Annotated in this window: 13 protein-coding genes; 10 read left to right on the top strand and 3 right to left on the bottom strand. The window is 66.9% G+C overall.

Annotated features, from left to right (window positions below):
* Positions 1 to 269: 269 nt before the first annotated feature.
* From ACF8ME_RS28170 to ACF8ME_RS28160, 3 genes are all read left to right on the top strand, one after another.
* Positions 270 to 3,611: a mechanosensitive ion channel domain-containing protein gene (locus tag ACF8ME_RS28170; protein WP_392419210.1), complete on the top strand. Its 3,342-nt coding sequence runs from the start codon at positions 270 to 272 to the stop codon at positions 3,609 to 3,611.
* Between the two features lie 208 nt (positions 3,612 to 3,819).
* A complete protein-coding gene (locus ACF8ME_RS28165) occupies positions 3,820 to 4,401 on the top strand; it encodes a hypothetical protein (protein WP_392419209.1) in 582 nt (193 codons plus the stop codon).
* The gene (locus ACF8ME_RS28160; RefSeq protein WP_016453827.1) at positions 4,364 to 4,909 is read left to right on the top strand and encodes a hypothetical protein; all 546 of its coding nucleotides are present in this window, start codon (positions 4,364 to 4,366) and stop codon (positions 4,907 to 4,909) included. Before ACF8ME_RS28165 ends, ACF8ME_RS28160 begins: the two co-directional genes overlap by 38 nt.
* Before the next feature lie 8 nt (positions 4,910 to 4,917).
* Here ACF8ME_RS28160 and ACF8ME_RS28155 read toward each other — a convergent pair whose 3' ends face one another.
* A complete protein-coding gene (locus ACF8ME_RS28155) occupies positions 4,918 to 6,666 on the bottom strand; it encodes a methyl-accepting chemotaxis protein (protein ID WP_392419208.1) in 1,749 nt (582 codons plus the stop codon).
* 358 nt (positions 6,667 to 7,024) lie between these two features.
* Here ACF8ME_RS28155 and ACF8ME_RS28150 point away from each other — a divergent pair, with 358 nt between their 5' ends.
* On the top strand, positions 7,025 to 7,864 hold the full coding sequence (locus ACF8ME_RS28150; RefSeq protein WP_099751635.1) for a fumarylacetoacetate hydrolase family protein: 840 nt from the start codon (positions 7,025 to 7,027) through the stop codon (positions 7,862 to 7,864).
* 54 nt (positions 7,865 to 7,918) lie between these two features.
* On the opposite strand, the gene pmbA is transcribed toward ACF8ME_RS28150, so the two are convergent.
* On the bottom strand, positions 7,919 to 9,328 hold the full coding sequence (gene pmbA, locus ACF8ME_RS28145) for a metalloprotease PmbA (protein WP_016453829.1): 1,410 nt from the start codon (positions 9,326 to 9,328) through the stop codon (positions 7,919 to 7,921).
* A gap of 66 nt (positions 9,329 to 9,394) precedes the next feature.
* Here pmbA and yjgA point away from each other — a divergent pair, with 66 nt between their 5' ends.
* The 6 genes from yjgA to ACF8ME_RS28115 all read left to right on the top strand — a co-directional run bounded on the left by yjgA (position 9,395) and on the right by ACF8ME_RS28115 (position 16,786).
* The gene (gene yjgA / locus ACF8ME_RS28140; protein WP_016449652.1) at positions 9,395 to 10,072 is read left to right on the top strand and encodes a ribosome biogenesis factor YjgA; all 678 of its coding nucleotides are present in this window, start codon (positions 9,395 to 9,397) and stop codon (positions 10,070 to 10,072) included.
* A complete protein-coding gene (gene mog / locus ACF8ME_RS28135; RefSeq protein WP_046241001.1) occupies positions 10,065 to 10,670 on the top strand; it encodes a molybdopterin adenylyltransferase in 606 nt (201 codons plus the stop codon). Before yjgA ends, mog begins: the two co-directional genes overlap by 8 nt.
* A 205-nt stretch (positions 10,671 to 10,875) precedes the next feature.
* Positions 10,876 to 12,087, top strand: coding sequence for an ABC transporter substrate-binding protein (locus ACF8ME_RS28130; protein ID WP_016449656.1), 1,212 nt, complete (start codon positions 10,876 to 10,878; stop codon positions 12,085 to 12,087).
* Positions 12,088 to 12,277: 190 nt separating this feature from the next.
* Positions 12,278 to 13,462, top strand: coding sequence for an efflux RND transporter periplasmic adaptor subunit (locus ACF8ME_RS28125; protein ID WP_392419207.1), 1,185 nt, complete (start codon positions 12,278 to 12,280; stop codon positions 13,460 to 13,462).
* 2 nt (positions 13,463 to 13,464) lie between these two features.
* Positions 13,465 to 15,411 carry a MacB family efflux pump subunit gene (locus ACF8ME_RS28120; RefSeq protein WP_016453833.1) on the top strand — a complete coding sequence of 649 codons (1,947 nt, stop codon included), beginning with the start codon at positions 13,465 to 13,467 and terminating at the stop codon, positions 15,409 to 15,411.
* A gap of 1 nt (position 15,412) precedes the next feature.
* Entirely contained in the window at positions 15,413 to 16,786 is a 1,374-nt protein-coding gene (locus ACF8ME_RS28115; RefSeq protein WP_392419206.1) for an efflux transporter outer membrane subunit, read from the top strand.
* Positions 16,787 to 16,825: 39 nt separating this feature from the next.
* Here the strand turns inward: ACF8ME_RS28115 and ACF8ME_RS28110 are convergent, their stop codons facing one another.
* Positions 16,826 to 17,881, bottom strand: a complete 1,056-nt coding sequence (locus ACF8ME_RS28110) for a porin (protein ID WP_392419205.1) — start codon at positions 17,879 to 17,881, stop codon at positions 16,826 to 16,828.
* Positions 17,882 to 18,165: the final 284 nt, after the last annotated feature.

Genomic DNA, 18,165 nt, shown 5'->3' with positions numbered 1-18,165 from the left:
CTCATACGTCCCACATGTCTGCATTGCGCGCGAGGTCACAATGTCAGGTTCCTGGACTACCCCGCTTTTTGCGGCGCCGGGACAGGGGCTTGAGCCAGCCGGGCCTGCAGCAAGGCCCGTGAATACAGCGCCTCACGCTCCCACTTTTGACAAATGATAGTCCGCACTCACACAGCGGCACAGGCCCGAATTCAGAACCGATGTCTCCTGCCGACAACCCCCTACTTGCCGCCGGTCGCCCATCGCGCAAACTGGCTGCCGTCACGCCGATGCACCTGCTGTGGGCCCTGTGCCTGCTGCTGGCCCTGCTGGCACCGGGCCTGGCCAAGGCCGCACCGGCAGCAGGCCCTTTGGGTGCCTTGCAGGGCACCCTGGGCGGTGGCTCCGCGTCCGACAAGGAACGAAGCAACGCCATTCAGACCCAGCTCGATGCCGCCGCCTCGGCCACAAAGGAAGCCGATGCGCTGGCCCAGGAGCTGGACCGCATGCGTGCCAGGGCACGCACGCCCGTGCCGGCCCTGCCCGCGCCGCTGAGCGACGAGCAGCTGGGCAGCCTGTTCGATCGCTGGAAGGAACGCGTTCCCGCCAACGCCAGCCAGGAAGTGCTGGAACGCCTGCTGGCCGATGAGCGCGATGCCATTGCCGCCCTCAAGGCCGGCATCGAGAAATCCGCGGCCGACCAGGCCAACCTGGTCTCGCAGCCCGGCCCGGGACGGATCGACCTGTCCATCCTGCAGCAGCGCGCCCAGGAAAACGCCGAGCCCGTGACGGCCGAGCCCGGCGAAGCCCCCGACCTCACCCAGGCACGCCAGGCAAGGCGCAGCGCAGAGCACCGCCGCGCCCTGCTGGAGCTGGCGCTGCGACAGGAAGAGCAGTCCACCATCGAAGCCCGCCAGCGCCTGCTGGCCGCCCAGCTGCAGGCCCAGCGCCGCGAGCTGCTGGAGCGCATGCCGCGCGCCGCCTGGCTGACCCAGCGCATTGCCGAGCGCAGCCGCCAGCAACTGGAGCAGCAGGTGCAGGAGATGGAGCTGGCCGCCCAGCACGCTTCCGCCGCCGATCCCGCCATACGCGACCTGGCCCAGCGCAATGCGGCGCTGGCCGCGCAGATCCTCAAGAACTCCAATGAACTGGCGCAGGAGCGCAAGACCCTGGCCAATGACGAATATGTCCGCGACCAATTGAGCGCCACGCTGCGCGACACCCAGGCACGCCTGCGGCTGGGCGGTGGCAGTGCGGCCGTGGGCCAGTGGCTGTGGCAGCAGCGCGTGGAGCTGTCCTCCGGCAGCACCCTGCAGGCCAGGCACCGGGCCGTGCAGCGCCAGCTGGCCGAGCTGCGCCTGACACTGTTCAACTCCAGCAAATGGCGCCAGAACCCTGGCGCGGACACGGCGGCACAGGCCCCGGCCGACGCTGCGGATGCAGGCGGCGTGGCGGCACCGGAGCCGGCCGCCAACGCCACGGTATCTGCCCAGCAGACCGCTTTGCTGGCCCGGCAGGTGGCACTCACCGACCAACTGCAGCCGGTGTTGCTGCGCCGCATCGCCGTGCTGGAGCAGACCGACGACGCACTGCGCGCGGCCCTGCGCAGCAGCAATGAGTTGCGCCAGGTGCTGGACAAGGAGCTGCTGTGGTTCCCCAGCCACCGCCCCATGGACCGTACCTGGCTCAGCGAGTGGCAGGCGCTGGAGCAGGACATCGAAGGCAGCAGCTCGCCCTGGAAAACCGCGCGCGCCCTGGCCGCCAGCATCTGGAACGATCCCTGGGCCTTTGGCGCCGTCGGCCTGATCGTGGCCCTGCTGCTGGGCCTGCGCCGCTACGCGCTGCGCCAGCTGCAGTCCATCGCCGTGCGCGTGGGCGACTTCATGCGCGACCACTTCGGGCTGAGCCTGCTGGCGCTGGGCTGGAGCCTGCTCTACACCCTGCCCTGGAGCTTTGCGGCCGCGGCGCTGGGCAGCCTGCTGCAAGGCCCCGAAACCGTGGGCACGGCGCTGGAGCCGCTGGGCGCCACCCTGGTCCAGCTCAGCGATTTCATCTTCGTGGCCACCTTGCTCAACGCCCTGTTCTGCCCAGGCGGGCTGGCACTGGCCCACTTCGGCTGGCCGGCCGCTCGCGTGCAGATGCTGCGCCAGATGGTGCGCCGCGCCGCCTGGCTGATCGTGCCTGCCGAACTGCTGGGCGGCCTGGCCTTCTACAGCCATGACAACCACGCCATCAGCACCTGGGGGCGCATCTCCATCCTCATGCTGTCGCTGGGCCTGGCCTGGATGGCCTGGCTGTACTTTCGCCGTGTCATGCAGCAAAAGCGGCCCGGCATCCACTGGGGCCAGATCGTCAGCGTGGTGCTGATGCTCATGCTCAGCGCGCTGGCCGTGGGCATCGTGCTCGGCTATGTCTACACGGCCACCGAAGTCATCCAGGCCCTGATGGCCAGCTTCGTGTTCCTGGGCGCGGTCGAGGTCGTGGTCAACCTGCTGCGGCGCTGGCTGCTGCTGGGCGAGCGGCGCCTGGCGCTGAACCGGCTGCGCGAAGCCGCCAGGCTGGCCCAGAGCGGCTCGGGAGTGGACACCGGCAAGGCCCCCACCGACGAAGCCACCCAGATGGCCCTGGTCACCGTGGGCGCCCAGGCGCACCGGCTGCTGGGCCTGCTGCAGCAGGTGCTGGTCGTGCTGACCCTGGTCTACGCCTGGCTGCCCGTGCTGCCTGCGCTGCTGCGCTCCGAAGGCGTGGTGCTCTGGTACACCACCAACACCGGCGCCGACGGCATCGCGCATGCCGCCCCCGTGAGCCTGATGGACGCGCTGCTGGGCGTGATGATCCTGCTGCTGACCTTCAGCTTTGCACGCAACCTGCCGGGCCTGCTGGAAGTGACGCTGTCGGCCTCCAACCGCATCAGCAGCTCCGCGCGCTACACCCTGGCCACGCTGGCGCGCTACGCCATCACCATCGCGGGCACGGTCAGCGCTTTCACGCTGCTGGGCCTGCGCTGGGGCCAGCTGCAGTGGATGGTGGCGGCGCTCACCGTGGGCCTGGGCTTCGGCCTGCAGGAGATCTTCGCCAACTTCGTCTCGGGCCTGATCCTGCTGGTGGAGCGGCCCTTCCGCGTGGGCGATGTCATCACCATCGACACCCTCACCGGCACCGTCACGCGCATCCGCACGCGGGCCACCACGGTGCTGGACTTCGACAACAAGGAAATCGTCATCCCCAACAAGACCTTCATCACCGGCCAGGTGACGAACTGGACCTTGAGCGACGACGTGACCCGCCTGGTGATCGACGTGCCCGTGGCCCACGGCAACGACCCCGAGCAGGTGCGCGACATGCTGCTGGACATTGCCAGGGAGCACCCCCAGGTGCTGCGCGAGCCCGAGCCCAACTGCTGGTTCATGGCGCTGGAAGGCAACGGCCAGCGCTTCGAGCTGCGCGCCTACGTGGGCAAGGTCGAAGACCGCCTGCCCGTGCGCCACGACCTCAACCGCCGCGTCAACGACCGGCTCAAGGACGCTGGCATTGCCGTGGCCTTCCCGCAGCTGGACCTGCATGTGCGCAACATGCCGGCAAATCCTGCGGGGCAGCCGGCGCAGCAGACACCGCCCCAGCCGGCTGCATGAGACATTGAAACCCGCCACTCTCGACCCATGGAGTGGCGGGCCATGGGCACCACGGCATTCCACCCTCAAATCACCGTGACTCATATATCCTAGGATCATTCTGAAAATTTTCCTCCCCCTTCATTTCCTCCTCCAACTGAATGGCAATCCGCACACAATCGGCATCTCACAACGATGTCTGCGGACGCTTCAAATCCTGGGAGGGGCAATGGCGGAAAGAAAATATACCAGTGCAGGAACGGATGGCTGGCTCAATGTCAGGCGCGAGCCTTCGGGCGCTATTGTTGCGCTGCCGGAGCATATTTCCACCGAGATGGAATCCAGCTCGAATGGGCGCGACCATTTCATCGTCAAGGAGGGCGTCGAAAGTGGCAACAGGTTTTCTGTGAAACAGGGATACCTCCGAAAACAGGCTCCCGCATATCGGCCTGCTGCAATCATTCAATTCATTTTGAGCCGCAAGACCCTGATCTATCCAGGGGGTCGTGTCCGAGCTTTTACAGACGACGAAAATCCTATTAAAACAGGAACGCACCCTGTTCAAATCCCAGATTTCCCACACTCAATAGGGTCTGCATATTTACATAAAACACCCTATGCCAAAAATTGGTTTTTCCTCAACAATGGAAGTGCAACTCCTTTTCGCAACGATAGATACCTGCACCCAGGGCACGAGAGTGCCGGATGCATCACCGTGGATCCGGCGCAATGGAATTCACTTTATCAATATCTAATTCTCTGCAGGAGTGGTGATGGCAAAACTGTTGGCATGGTTTCCGTGGTTCGCTAGCGCTCTGCTTCTCGCTGGATGCTATGCACAGGAAAAAAGTCCAGAAGATCTCCTGGCATCGGAAGAGGTGGGCGATGCTGACTTTGTACGCAACTGGCTTCAAACAAATCGGCATGCAGACCAAACCGCCGCGCAGAACTTCTACCAGCACGGCATGAAAGACTTTCAACGTAAAGCATGGTCTCCCGCCGCCAAATCCTTTGGAACGAGTATGCGACTCTATCCTTCCCCCGAAGCCTTGTATAGATATGTGGACGTCAAACTGCAAATGCTCGCCATGGTCAGAAAGCGAGAGGGCGATATTCAGGAAAAGCTTCCACTGGACATGAACTACGCGCTCAAGCTCTACCGTTCTGCGCTTTCGGCCAACATGGTATTGGGAACATTGTCCGAAGAGGAAAAGACGCGCATTGAAAACCATGTGAGTTGCCTACAGGCCTATGCAGCGGCTGGCCGTCCCGACATGGACTGCGAGCCGCTGCACTGGTACTACAACGCGGCCCGATGAACACAGGGTCAGAACACTTCCCAGTTCTCACCAGCGCGCTCGGCTGCAGTGCGGGGGCCAGGCACCCGCATTGCCGTGGATGTGGATCTGCTGTCGCCCCGCATGGCGGCCTGCGCCCCGGACTGGCGAGGCAAGCTGTCGGCACCTGAAGGCAGACCACGCATGCCGGAGGCCACGGCGGGCTTCGCGACAGGAGCCTGATCGGCAGGTGAGGACAGCCCATCCAGCTTGAACAGACTGACCAGATCGACCAACCTGGCAGCCTGCGCGTTCAGGCTGGCAGCAGCCGCCGCCGACTCTTCGACCAGGGCGGCGTTCTGCTGCGTGACCTGGTCCAGCTGTACGACGGCGTCGCCCACCTGCGCCACACCATCGGCCTGCTCGGCCGTGGCCGCGCCTATCTCGCCGATCAGGTCGGCAACGCGCTGCGCCTGCTGGACGATGTCCTTCATCGCGGAACCCGCCTCGCTCACCAGGCCCGAGCCCTCGTCCACCTTGGACACGCTCTCGCCTATCAGGGCCTTGATCTCCTTGGCTGCCCCAGCGCTGCGCTGAGCCAGGCTGCGCACTTCGGATGCCACCACGGCAAAGCCGCGCCCCTGCTCGCCCGCCCGCGCCGCCTCCACGGCGGCATTGAGCGCCAGGATGTTGGTCTGGAAGGCAATGGAGTCGATCACGCCGATGATGTCCTCGATCTTCCGGGAACTCGCGGTGATCTGCTCCATGGTGGCCACAACGCGGTCCACGATCTTGCCGCCGCCAGTGGCGGCCTGGCTCGACGAAGCGGCCAGCTGGGTGGCGGTACGCACCGTATCGGCATTGAGCTTGACGGTGGCGTTCATCTCCTCCATGGAGGCGGCGGTCTGCTCCAGATTGCTGGCCTGCTCCTCCGTGCGCTGGCTCAGGTCGGCATTGCCCGATGCGATCTGGCTGGCGCCGGTCGCGATGGATTCGCTGCTTTGCCGCACATCGGCGACCACGCGCGCCAGACCGGCCCGCATGTCCTCCATGGCGCGCAGCAGGCTGGAGGTGTCGCCGGGCGTCAATTGCACCCGCACGGACAAATCGCCCTGCGCGATCTGGCGCGCCACCCCGGCGGCATAGGAGGGCTCTCCGCCCAGCTGCTGCTTGACCGTCCTGGTGATCATCCAGGCCACCAGACCGCCCAGCGCGGCGGCCAGCAGCGTCAGCACCAGCATGGCCACGCCGTCTTCGGCCACGCGGCGCAGCGAGCCGTCCACCGTAGCCTGTGTCTGTGCCTTCTGGTAGTCGACCAGTGCCTCGACCGCATCGAAATAGGTCGTCTGCAAGGAGCGCAGGCGCCCCATGATCAGGTCCCTGGCGGCGTCGCCCTGGTTGGCCAGGCCCAGGTCACCGGCCTGGCGCATGGTCTCCACGAAAGGCTGGCGCGCCTGACGTATGTCGGCAAAGAGCCGGCGCGCCTGCTCGGTCTGCAGGCGCTGGTCCAGCTCCTTCATGACCAGGCCGTTCCTGGCGACCACCTCATCCAGCCGGCGGCTCTCCTCGGCCATCTGCGCCGGATCGGTGATCAGCGCCAGATTGCGCACCACCCGTGCCGACGCATTGGCGTTGTCCTTGAGCGATTGCAGCCGGGCCAGATTGCCCATGCGGTCCTCGGCCAGCACGCGCAGCTGCTCGCCCTGGTCACGCAACTTCATCCAGCCGAAGGCCGCCACGCATACGCAAACCACGATCACCGCGAAAAAACCCATGCCCAGCATGGTTCCCAACTTCATACGCCTCAGAAAACCCACGTCGCTCTCCCTCGAACCACCTACGCAAACCGGCCAGACTGCTGGCGCGGAAGAAACACATTCCGGAACAAATTTGACAATTTGAATCAGTCGCGTCGCCTTCCCAAACCCTGCACATCCAGTAGGACAGCGCCTTGCCGGCATGCAGGCATGGGGCTGCCAGCCGCCGTGATCGGAGGCAGTGGGCGCATGGATATCCCGCGCACCGACAAGGCACTGTCATTCCCAGACTGTGCGAGACATTCCTCACAATGGGCGCCGGCATCTGCGCACCTGCAGCTGCTCAACAGCACCTGCAGCCGGCAGAGCGACCCACTCCAGGAACTCCAGAGGAAACTTCATGAAACTGCTGAGATTCGGCCCCGAGGGCCAGGAAAAGCCCGGCCTGCTGGATGCCGAAGGCCAGATCCGCGACCTGTCCGCCCTGTTGGACGACTACACGCCCCGCCTGCTGGGCCGCGAGGCGCTGCGGGCCCTGGCCGCCATCGACCCCGCCAGGCTGCCCCTGGTGCAAGGCCCGGTACGCATCGGCATGCCGTGGAGCGGCATGTCCAAGTTCGTCGCCATCGGCCTGAACTACCGCGACCATGCCGAGGAAGCCGGCATGCCCATCCCCAAGGAGCCCATCCTCTTCGCCAAATGGCCCAGCTGCGCCTGCGGCCCCGACGACGACATCCCCCTGCCCGAGGGCAGCACGCGCATGGACTGGGAGGTGGAACTGGGCATCGTCATCGGCGAGCGCGCGCGCAATGTGTCCGTGGCCGATGCGCTGGAGCATGTGGCCGGCTACTGCCTTGCCAACGATGTGTCCGAGCGCGAATACCAGATTGACCGCAGCGGTGGCCAGTGGAGCAAGGGCAAGGGTTTCGACCGCTTCGGCCCCATCGGCCCCTGGCTGGTCACGCGCGACGAAGTGCCCGATCCGCAGGCCCTGCAGCTATGGCTGGATGTGAACGGGGAGCGCCGCCAGAGCGGCAGCACGCGCACTATGATCTTTGGCTGCGCCGAACTCATCAGCCACTGCAGCCGCGTGATGACGCTGGAGCCCGGCGACCTCATCATCACCGGCACGCCCCCGGGAGTCGGGATGGGCATGAAGCCGCCGCGCTATCTGAAGGCGGGCGATGTGATGGAGCTGGGGATCGAGGGGCTGGGCGTGCAGAGGCAGCGAGTGGTGTAGATCCACAAAAAAGCGGCTTCAAAAAGCCGCTTTATTCTTGAGCTGAGCCAGCGCTCAGCTGCCCGCCACCTTCATCCGGTTGATCAGGATAGAGCCCACGGTCTTGGCGCCGTAGTTGTAGGCATCCGCGCCCACGGCCTCGATGCCCTTGAGCATGTCCTTGAGGTTGCCTGCGATGGTGATCTCATGCACGGGGAAGGCGATTTCGCCGTTTTCCACCCAGAAGCCGCTGACGCCGCGCGAGTAGTCGCCGGTCACGTAGTTCACGCCCTGGCCCATGAGTTCGATCACGAACAGGCCCGTGCCCAGCTTCTTGAGCATGGCGGGCAGGTCGTCGCCGGCCTTGGTGCGGCGCGAGGTCATGACCAGGTTGTGCGATCCGCCGGCATTGCCGGTGGTCTTCATGCCCAGCTTGCGTGCCGAGTAGCTGGACAGGAAGTAGCCCTCGACGCGGCCGGCATCCACCACCTTGCGGGCCTGCACGCGCACGCCTTCCTCGTCGAAGGGCGAGCTGCCCTTGCCGCCAAGGATGAAGGGATCTTCCGTGATGTCGATGTGCTTGGGGAAGACGGGCTTGCCCAGCGAGTCGAGCAGGAAGGTGCTGCGGCGGTACAGCGCGCCGCCGCTGACGGCCTGCACGAAGCTGCCCAGCAGGCCGGCGGCCAGCGTGGACTCGAACAGCACCGGGCACTCGGTGGTCGGGATCTTGCGGCTGCCCAGGCGGCTCAGGGCGCGCTGGGCGGCGTAGCGGCCCACGGCTTCGGGCGAGGCCAGGTCGGCCGCGTTGCGCATGGAGCTGTACCAGGCATCGCGCTGCATCTCGCCATTGCGGCCGGGCAGCGATGCGATGGGCGCCACCGACAGGCTGTGGCGCGAGCTGGCGTAGCCGCCACGGAAACCATTGGTATGGGCGCTGAAGAAATGGCTTTGCTGGGCCGAAACGCCAGCGCCTTCGCTGTTGGTGATGCGCTTGTGCGTGCCCAGGGCAGCTTCTTCGCACTGCAGCGCCAGCTGCGCCGCAGCCTCGCTGGTCAGCTCCCAGGGGTGGAACAGCTGCAGGTCGCGGTGGGTGCCGGGCGGGGCGATGTCGGCCGCATCGGGCAGGCCGGCCATGGGGTCCTCGGCGGTGAAGCGCGCGATGTCGTAGGCGGCCTGCACGGTCTGCTGGATGGCGGCATCCGAGAAGTCGGAGGTGCTGGCGTTGCCACGGCGGTTGCCCAGGTAGACGGTCACGCCCAGCGACTTGTCGCGGTTGCGCTCCACGGTCTCCAGCGCCCCCTTGCGCACACTCACGCTCAGGCCACAGCCCTCGGAAGCCTCGGCTCCGGCGTCGGTTGCGCCGAGCTTCTTGGCGTGGACCAGGGCACGGTCCACCAGATCTTCAAAAAACGGTTGGCTGTAGCTGAAGCCGGAATCAGCCTGCGGTTTGGCGGTGCTTGCCGCGCGGGGACGGGGTTTTTTCATAGCGGCGGCTATGATAGCCGCCACTGCAGCGCCCTCCGCGCCGCCACTGTATTTGTCCCCTACCCCATGTCACGCAAACCCAAAAAAGGCTACTACGTCAAAGGTCACTTCGTTGCCGAAGGCAGCGAACTCGACCTGCAGCTCAAGGCCGAACTCAAAGGCACCCCCGACTCCAGCAAGACGGATCTCAAGCGCGAGTCCGACGCCTTGCAGGACCTCGGCAAGGATTTGCTGACACTGCGCTCCGACCTGTTCAAGCGCCTGCAATTGCCCGACCAGCTGGCCGATGCCCTGGCCGAGGCCAAGCGCATCACCAATTTCGAAGGCAAGCGCCGCCAGATGCAGTACGTCGGCAAGCTCATGCGCAAGCTGGACGAGACCGAGATCGCCGCCGTGCGCGCGGCACTGGACGAGCAGCACAACGGCTCGGCCGCCGAGAAGATGGCCCTGCATGCGGCCGAGCAATGGCGCGACCGCCTGATTGCCGAGGAATCGGCCCTGTCCATCTGGCTGGACCATTTCCCCGACACAGACACCCAGCAGCTGCGCGCCCTGATCCGCCAGGCCCGCAAGGACATGCCGGGCGCCCATGAGGCCAATGTGCAGGAATCCACCGGCCTGGCCCAGCGCAAGGGCCGCGCCTACCGCGATCTGTTCCAGTTGGTGCGCCAGCAGTTGGGCGGCACGGGCCGCGAGACAGCCGAGGACGGTGACGGCGCTGGCGAGGAAGCTGACGATGAGTGAGCCCGTCCATGACGCCGTGCGCATCGGCATCGTTTCGATCAGCGACCGTGCCAGCAGCGGCGTCTATGAGGACAAGGGCCTGCCGGCCCTGCAGGACTGGCTCACCCGCGCGCTCAGGAACCCCATCACGTTCGAGCCGCGCCTGATCCCCGACGAGCAGGCCGGCATCAGCGCCGCGCTGATCGAGCTGGTCGATGCCGGCTGCTGCCTGGTGCTGACCACGGGCGGCACCGGCCCCGCCCCGCGCGATGTCACGCCCGAAGCCACGCTGGCCGTGGCCGACAAGGAAATGCCGGGCTTTGGCGAGCAGATGCGCCAGATCAGCCTGGCCTTTGTGCCCACGGCGATCCTGTCGCGCCAGGTGGCGGTGATCCGTGGCAAGAGCCTGATCATCAACCTGCCGGGCCAGCCCAAGGCGATTGCCGAAACCCTGGAAGGCCTGAAAAACCCCGATGGCACGCAAAAGGTCAACGGCATCTTTGCGGCCGTGCCCTATTGCGTGGACCTGATCGGCGGGCCCTATCTGGAAACGGACGACAGCGTCTGCAAGGCTTTCCGCCCCAAGAATGCCGTGCGCGCGCCGCGCACTGCTGACTGAGGTCCAGGCCAGGAGCCCCCCACGGAGCATCCAACAAGGCAGCCTCAGGGCTGCCTTTTTTGCGGCCGCACGGCCTGACTGTCGCACCGGGGCCACCAAGCCCGTGCTTGCCCCAATGCGGCAGACCCCTGTCCCTGCCAGCATGGAATCACCCGGCCCCTGCGCAACAGCAGCGGGCTTTTTCCATCCAAAGCAAGGAGACTTCATGCAGCAACGCCCCAAGACATCGCTGATGACACCGCTGGCCCTGGCACTGTGCGCCGCCGCACTGGCAACGCCGGCCCTCGCGCAGCAGGACAAGGTTCGGATCGGCTTCATCACCGACATGTCCAGTCTCTATGCCGATGTCGAGGGCAAGAACGGCGCCGTGGCGATACAGATGGCCATTGACGACTACGGCGGCAAGCTGCTGGGCAAACCCATCGAGCTGCTGACGGCCGACCACCAGAACAAGGCCGATATCGCCGCCAGCAAGGCGCGCGAGTGGATAGACACGCAGGGCATCAGCCTGGTGTTTGGCGGCACGAACTCGGCCACGGCCCTGTCCATGGCCAAGGTGGCGCAGGAGAAAAAGCGGGTCTTCATCGACAACGGCGCAGGCAGCTCGGCGCTGACCAACGAGCAGTGCAGTCCCTACACCGTGCACTACGCCTTCGACACCGTGGCCCTGGCCAAGGGCACGGGCGCTGCCGTGGTGGAGGCCGGAGGCAAGAGCTGGTACTTCGTGACCGCCGACTATGCCTTCGGCCATGCGCTGGAGGCCGATACCACCAAGATCATCGAGGCGCGCGGCGGCAAGGTGCTGGGCTCGGTCAAGACGCCGCTGAACGCCAGCGATTTCTCCAGCTTCATGCTGCAGGCGCAGAACTCCAAGGCCCAGATCCTGGGCCTGGCCAATGCCGGTGGCGACACCATCAACTCCATCAAGGCGGCGCGCGAGTTCGGCGTGACCAAGGACATGAAGCTGGCCGGCCTGCTGGTGTTCTTCACCGACGTGCACAGCCTGGGCCTGAAGAACACGCAGGGCATGCAGTTCACCACCAGCTGGTACTGGGACATGAACGATGCCTCGCGCAAGTTCGCCGACGCCTTCATGGCCAAGACCCAGCGCCGCCCCAGCGAAATCCATGCGGCCGACTACTCGGCCACCATGAACTGGCTCAAGGCCGTGGAAAAGGCCGGCACGCTGGATGCCGACAAGGTCATGGCCACCTGGCGCGGCATGAAGATGGATGACTTCTTCGGCAGCGGCTACCTGCGCGAGGACGGCCGCTACGTGCACGACATGTACCTGATGGAAGTGAAATCCCCGGCCGAATCCAAGGGCACCTGGGACTACTACAAGCTGGTCAAGAAGCTGCCGGCCGAGCAGGTCTGGACCACCAAGGCCGAGAGCAAGTGCCAATATTGGCGCTGAACTTGCGCTGAACTTGCGGTGAGCCGAGGGGGCAGCCCGGCCGCTCCCTCTCCTCGCTTTTCTCCACTGAATCTCCATGCCTTGGTCAATGCCGGGACATCGAACCGCGCCAGACTGGTAAGTTCGAGCATCTGGCGCGGCGCCGGGCAGGGACTGTCTCCCCTGCGGCCGACCGCGCGGCAGGGGAAGAATGAAGTTCAATCGCAAATGGGCCATGGTCGCCGTCGCAGGCGCATGCATGGTCGCAGGCCTGGTGTGGTGGAAGGCCAGTGCCAAGCCCTCCACCCAATTCGCAACCGCACCCGTCACCGTCGGCGACCTGGAGCAGACCGTGCTGGCCGTGGGCCGGCTGCACCCCAAGGAACTGGTGGCCGTGGGCGCCCAGGTCTCGGGCCAGGTCCGGCGCCTGCACGTGGAGCTGGGCCAGAAGGTCAAGGCCGGCGAGCTGATCGCCGAAGTCGATGCCCAGCCGCAGCGCATCAAGCTGCGCAATGCCGAGGCATCCGTCACCGCCTTGCAGGCCCAGCTGGCCGCGCGGCGCGCGGCCCTCGTCCAGGCCCGGCTCACCTTCCAGCGCCAGCAGGAACTGCTGCAGGCCGACGCCACCTCGCGCGCCGACCATGAGGCCGCCAAGGCGGCGCTGGACACGGCCCAGGCCGAGGTCGGCGCCCTGCAGGCCCAGATAGAGCAGGCACGCACCCAGGTGGAGACCGAGCGCATCAACCTGGGCTACACCCGCATCGTCGCGCCCATGGACGGCGTGATCGTGGCGGTGGTCACCAAGCAGGGCCAGACCCTGAACTCCTTCCAGACCACGCCCACCATCGTCATGCTGGCCAAGCTCGACGTGATGACTGTGCGCGCCGAGATTGCCGAGGCCGACGTGGACAAGATCCAGCTGGGCCAGACGGCCTGGTTCACCACGCTGGGCAGTGGCCGCCAGCGCCACACCGCCACGATCGAGCGCATAGAGCCTGCGCCCGCCTCCATCGCCACGGACGCCACCGCTGGCGCAGCGACCGCCACCGGCGCCCAGGCCGCCAAGGCCATCTACTACAACGCCCAGTTCGACGTGCCCAACCCGGAAGGCAAGCTGCGCCCCTCCATGACCGCCCAGGTCACCGTGCGCGTGGCCCAGGCCGACAAGGCCGTGCTCATGCCGGCCGCCGCGCTGGGCAGCCGCGATGCCGACGACAACTACAGCGTGCGCGTGCGCGATGCCCAGGGCCAGGTCACCGAGCGCAAGGTGCGCGTGGGCCTGCGCACCAACGCCCAGGCCCAGGTGCTGTCGGGGCTGGAGCCCGGCGAGCAGGTGGTGATCGGCGAGGCCAGCCCCGGCGGCAAGCCGGCCGGCAGCGACCCGATGGGAATGTAAGCATGGACCATGCATTGCTGCAGATGCAGGGCCTGCGCCGGGAGTTTCCTGCGGGCGACACCACGGTGGCGGTACTCAAGGACATAGACCTGACCATCGAGGCCGGCGAGATGGTGGCCATCGTGGGCGCCTCGGGCTCGGGCAAGTCCACGCTGATGAACATCCTCGGCTGCCTGGACCATCCGACCTCGGGCAGCTACCGCATCGCGGGCCGCGAGACCAGCGAGCTGGGGCCCGACGCGCTGGCCGCGCTGCGGCGCGAGCATTTCGGCTTCATCTTCCAGCGCTACCACCTGCTGCCCGACCTCACGGCCCAGGGCAATGTGGAGCTGCCATCGGTCTACGCCGGCACGGCGCCCACGGACCGCCATGCGCGCTCGGCCGCCCTGCTCGAACGCCTGGGCCTGGCCGACCGCATGCAGCACCGGCCGGGCCAGCTGTCGGGCGGGCAGCAGCAGCGCGTGTCCATTGCGCGTGCGCTGATGAACGGCGGCGCCGTCATCCTGGCCGACGAGCCCACGGGCGCGCTGGACAAGGCCAGCGGCGAGCAGGTCATGCGCATCCTGCAGGAGCTGCATGCCGACGGCCACACCATCATCCTGGTCACGCACGACATGGCCGTCGCCGCCCACGCCACGCGCGTGATCGAGATCAGCGACGGTGCCATCATTGCCGACCGGCGCAGCACCCCGCACGAAGCCAGGCCGCCCGTGGAGCCGGCATCCGGCGCGCGCCGGGCCTCCTGGCGCGGACTGTCGGACCGCTTTGGCGAGGCCCTGCGCATGGCCCTGCGCGCCATGAACGCCCACCGCCTGCGCACCTTCCTGACCATGCTGGGCATCATCATCGGTATCTCGGCCGTGGTCTCGGTGGTGGCGCTGGGGCGCGGTGCGCAGCAGCAGGTGATGAACCAGATCAGCGAGCTGGGCACGAACACGCTGGACATCTTTCCCGGCAAGGACTTCGGCGACACGCGCGCCGCCGCCATCGAGACCCTGGTCGCCGCCGACGCCCAGGCCCTGGCCGAGCAGCCCTACGTGGACAGCGCCACGCCCAATGTGTCGGTCGGCGTCACGGCGCTGTACCGCGAGAACGCGGCCACGGCCCAGGTGACGGGCGTGGGCTTCGAGCACTTTCGCGTGCGCGGCCTGCGCCTGGCATCGGGCCGCTTCTTCGACCAGCGCGACGTGGACCTGCACGCCCAGGTGGCGGTGATCGACCAGAAGACCGCCACCGCCCTGTTCCCCACCAACCCCAGCCCGCTGGGCGAGGTCGTGCTGCTGGGCCAGATGCCCGTGGAAATCGTCGGCGTGCTCCGGCCTGCGCAAAACAGCTTCGGCGGCTCCACGCCCACCTTCTTCGTGCCCTACACCGCAGCCGCCACGCGCCTGGTCGGCAAGTACCACCTGGACAGCATCACGCTGCGCATCAAGGACGCGGTGCCGGCCGAGATCGCGCAAAAGGCCGCCACCAGCCTGCTGACCGAGCGCCATGGCACCAAGGACTTCTTCATCTGGAACTCCGACCAGATCCGCCAGGCCATCACGCGCACCAGCACCACGCTGACGCTGCTGGTCTCGGCCATCGCCATGATTGCGCTGCTGGTGGGCGGCATCGGCGTGATGAACATCATGCTGGTGTCGGTGACCGAGCGCACGCGCGAGATCGGCGTGCGCATGGCCATCGGCGCGCGCCAGTCGGACATCCTTCAGCAGTTCCTGATCGAGGCCGTGCTGGTCTGCATCGTGGGCGGCATCCTGGGTGTCTCTCTGGCGCTGAGCCTGGGCCTGGCAGTGAGCCTGTCGGGCTCCAGCTTCCAGCTGTCGTTCTCGGCCGCCTCCATCGTGCTGGCCGTGGCCTGCTCCTCCCTCATCGGGATCGGTTTCGGCTTCCTGCCGGCGCGCAGTGCTGCGCGCCTCGACCCCGTACAGGCTCTATCGAGAGATTGACATGCATATGCTGAAGACCGGCGTGCTGGCATGCGCAGTGGCCCTGGCCGGCTGCGGCGCCATCACGCGCACAACCTACGAGGCGCCGCAGGTGGCGCTGCCCGCACAGTTCAAGCATGCGCAGCCCTCGGCGGCCGCGCCTGCGCCCGAGGCATGGTGGCGCGCCTTCGGCGATCCGCGCCTGGATGCATGGATCGACATGGCCCTTGCGCGCAACCCCGACCTGGCAACGGCAGGCATCCGCGTGCGCCGCGCCGCGCTGCAGGCGCAGCTGGCGGGCCGCGCCCTGCTGCCGCAACCCGGCGGCACGCTCAGCACCGGGGCCAGCCGGCCGCTGTCCGGCAACCCGCGCAGCACGCTGGAGACGTCCAGCGCCACGCTGAGCGTGGGCTGGGAGCTGGACCTGTTCGACCGCCTGGGTGCCCAGCGCGATGCGGCCGTCTTCGAGGCCCAGGCCAGCGAGCAGGACAGGCAGGCCGTGGCCCTGTCCCTGGCGGCCACCACCGCCAGCCTGTACTGGCAACTGGCCCTGGCCAACGAGCGCCTGGAATTTGCGCGGCAAAGCCTGGAGTACACACGCCGCACCGGCGAGCTGGTGGAGGCGCAGTACCGCAGCGGCGCCGTATCCAGCCTGGAACGGCGCGAGGCCCGGCAGGCGCTGGCCGAGCAGCAGGCGCTGCTCAGCCAGTACACGCAGGCCCGCGCCGAACTGCGGCAGGCGCTCAACGAGCTGCTCCTGGGCGCCGAGGCACCCGGTGGCGAGCCGCAGGCCCTGCCCACGGGCGCGCTGCCTGCCATTGCCGCAGGACTGCCCGCCGAACTGCTGGGCCGCCGCCCCGACCTGCGCGCCGCCGAACTGCGGCTGCGCGCCTCCCTGGCCAGCAGCGATGCGGCCACCGCGCGCTACTACCCCACGCTGTCGCTGACCGGCAGCCTGGGGGGCTCCAGCAACTCGCTGCTCGACCTGCTGGCCAACCCCGTGGCGGCCCTGGGCGCCAGCATGACCCTGCCCTTTCTGAACGTGGGCGAGATGCGGCTGAACACCGCCATTGCGCGCAACCAGCATGAAGAGGCCGTGGTCAACTTCCGCAAGTCGCTGTACGCCGCGCTGGCGGAAACGGAAAAAGCCCTGTCCGCCCGCACCGAGCTGGCCAGCCAGGAGCAGGCACAGCAGCGCGTCATGCAGGAATCGGCAGAAATCACCCGCCTGTACGAGGCACGCTACCGCGCAGGCCAGGTACCCCTGCGCACCTGGCTGGATGCGCAGGAGCGCAGCCGCAACGCACAGCTGGCCCTGTCGGCCCTGCACCTGGCGCAACTGCAAAACCAGGTGACGATCACAAAGGTGCTGGGCGACGGATGGCAAGCCCCTTGAGCAAGGGCCGGCAACCTCCGCCAAAGTGCCCCGCCCCGGTCAGAACGAATGCGCCATGCCCAGGTACAGGCCGGTCTGGCTGCCGCCCGGCGCCGGGTTGTTGTTGGTGGTCTCCACCGAGAAGTTCGCATTGCCGCCATTGCGCACATTGCCCACGCTGGCGTACAGCAGCGTGCGCCTGGACAGCGCGTAGTCGGCGCCCGCCATGAACAGGTTGGCGCTGCCGCCGCCGTTGTTGACCGTGGTGCGGTAGCCCGCCCCGATCAGCGTCAGCGGGCCTGACACCTTGTAGCGCGCGCCCATCCAGTACTGCCGCGCCTTGTTGGGCACGCCGGCCGCGCTGTCGGGCGCAGACAGCTGCTCATAGCCCGCGAACAGCTTGAGCGCGGACAGCGTCACCGTGCCGCCCAGCGTCAGGTTGCGGGAGGTGGTGTAGAGATCGCTGAAACGGCCATTGGCATCGCGGGCCACATCGTAGATGGCGCGCAACTCGAACGTGGGCGCGGTATAGGACACGGACAGCGCATCCTTGCGCAGCCGCGATGCGCCCTGCGGCTGCTCGCCCAGGCTGGTCAGCGCCAGCACGCGCAGGCCGCCCCAGCTGGGCGTTTCGTACGAGACCATGTTGTCATGCCCGCCCCAGTTGCGCCCCCGCACCAGCGTGGCCGAGCCGATGAACTGCTGGCCCGTGGGGTCCAGGGCCCAGTGCGCATCCGAGATCGACAGGTCCTTGCCCAGCTTCAGCGTGCCCCAGCCGCTGCGCAGGCCCACGAAGGTGCGGCGGTTGAAGAAACCTGCGCCGTTGAACCTGGCATCGTCGATGCTGAAGCCCGACTCCAGCGTGAACAGCGCGTGCAGCCCGCCGCCCAGGTCCTCCTCCCCCTTGAAACCCAGCATGCTCGTGCCCCACTGGTTGCCCACGGCCCGCCACAGATTGCCAGAGCCGCCCGTGGCCGGGTCGTACACATTGTTCTGGTAGTCCACCCCCGCGACCACACGCCCATAGAGCGTGACCGAACTCTGGGCCTGGGCCGCCAGGGCCGTGCCCAATGCAAGCGCGGCCAGGCCAGCGCTGCGGATCATGCGTTTATTCATCTCCCTCTCCTCCTTGACATTGCCGATTGGCGAAAATCCCCATGGCCGCAGCACGGCTGCCATGGGGAGCAGCTTGAAACCGGTCGCCAGCCCCTTTTCTTGTGCTTCTTGTTCTTGTGCTTCTTGTTATTGCGGGTGCATGCAGCCCCGTGGTTGCGATGCCCTGCAGGCTGCTTTCATGAATTCTCCGCAGGGATGGCGCCAGGCCTGAGCGATTCATGCGCAGACCTATGCATTTGCGGCGCGGGCGCCCGGGGGTTTTCCCCTGGAAGGGGGTTGAGCGA

This window comes from Delftia sp. WSY_7 (assembly GCF_043104845.1).
Taxonomy (GTDB): Bacteria; Pseudomonadota; Gammaproteobacteria; order Burkholderiales; family Burkholderiaceae_C; genus Comamonas; species Comamonas tsuruhatensis.
The sequence above is the reverse complement of the archived record's forward strand: the minus strand, read 5'-3'. Positions and strand labels throughout refer to the sequence as shown.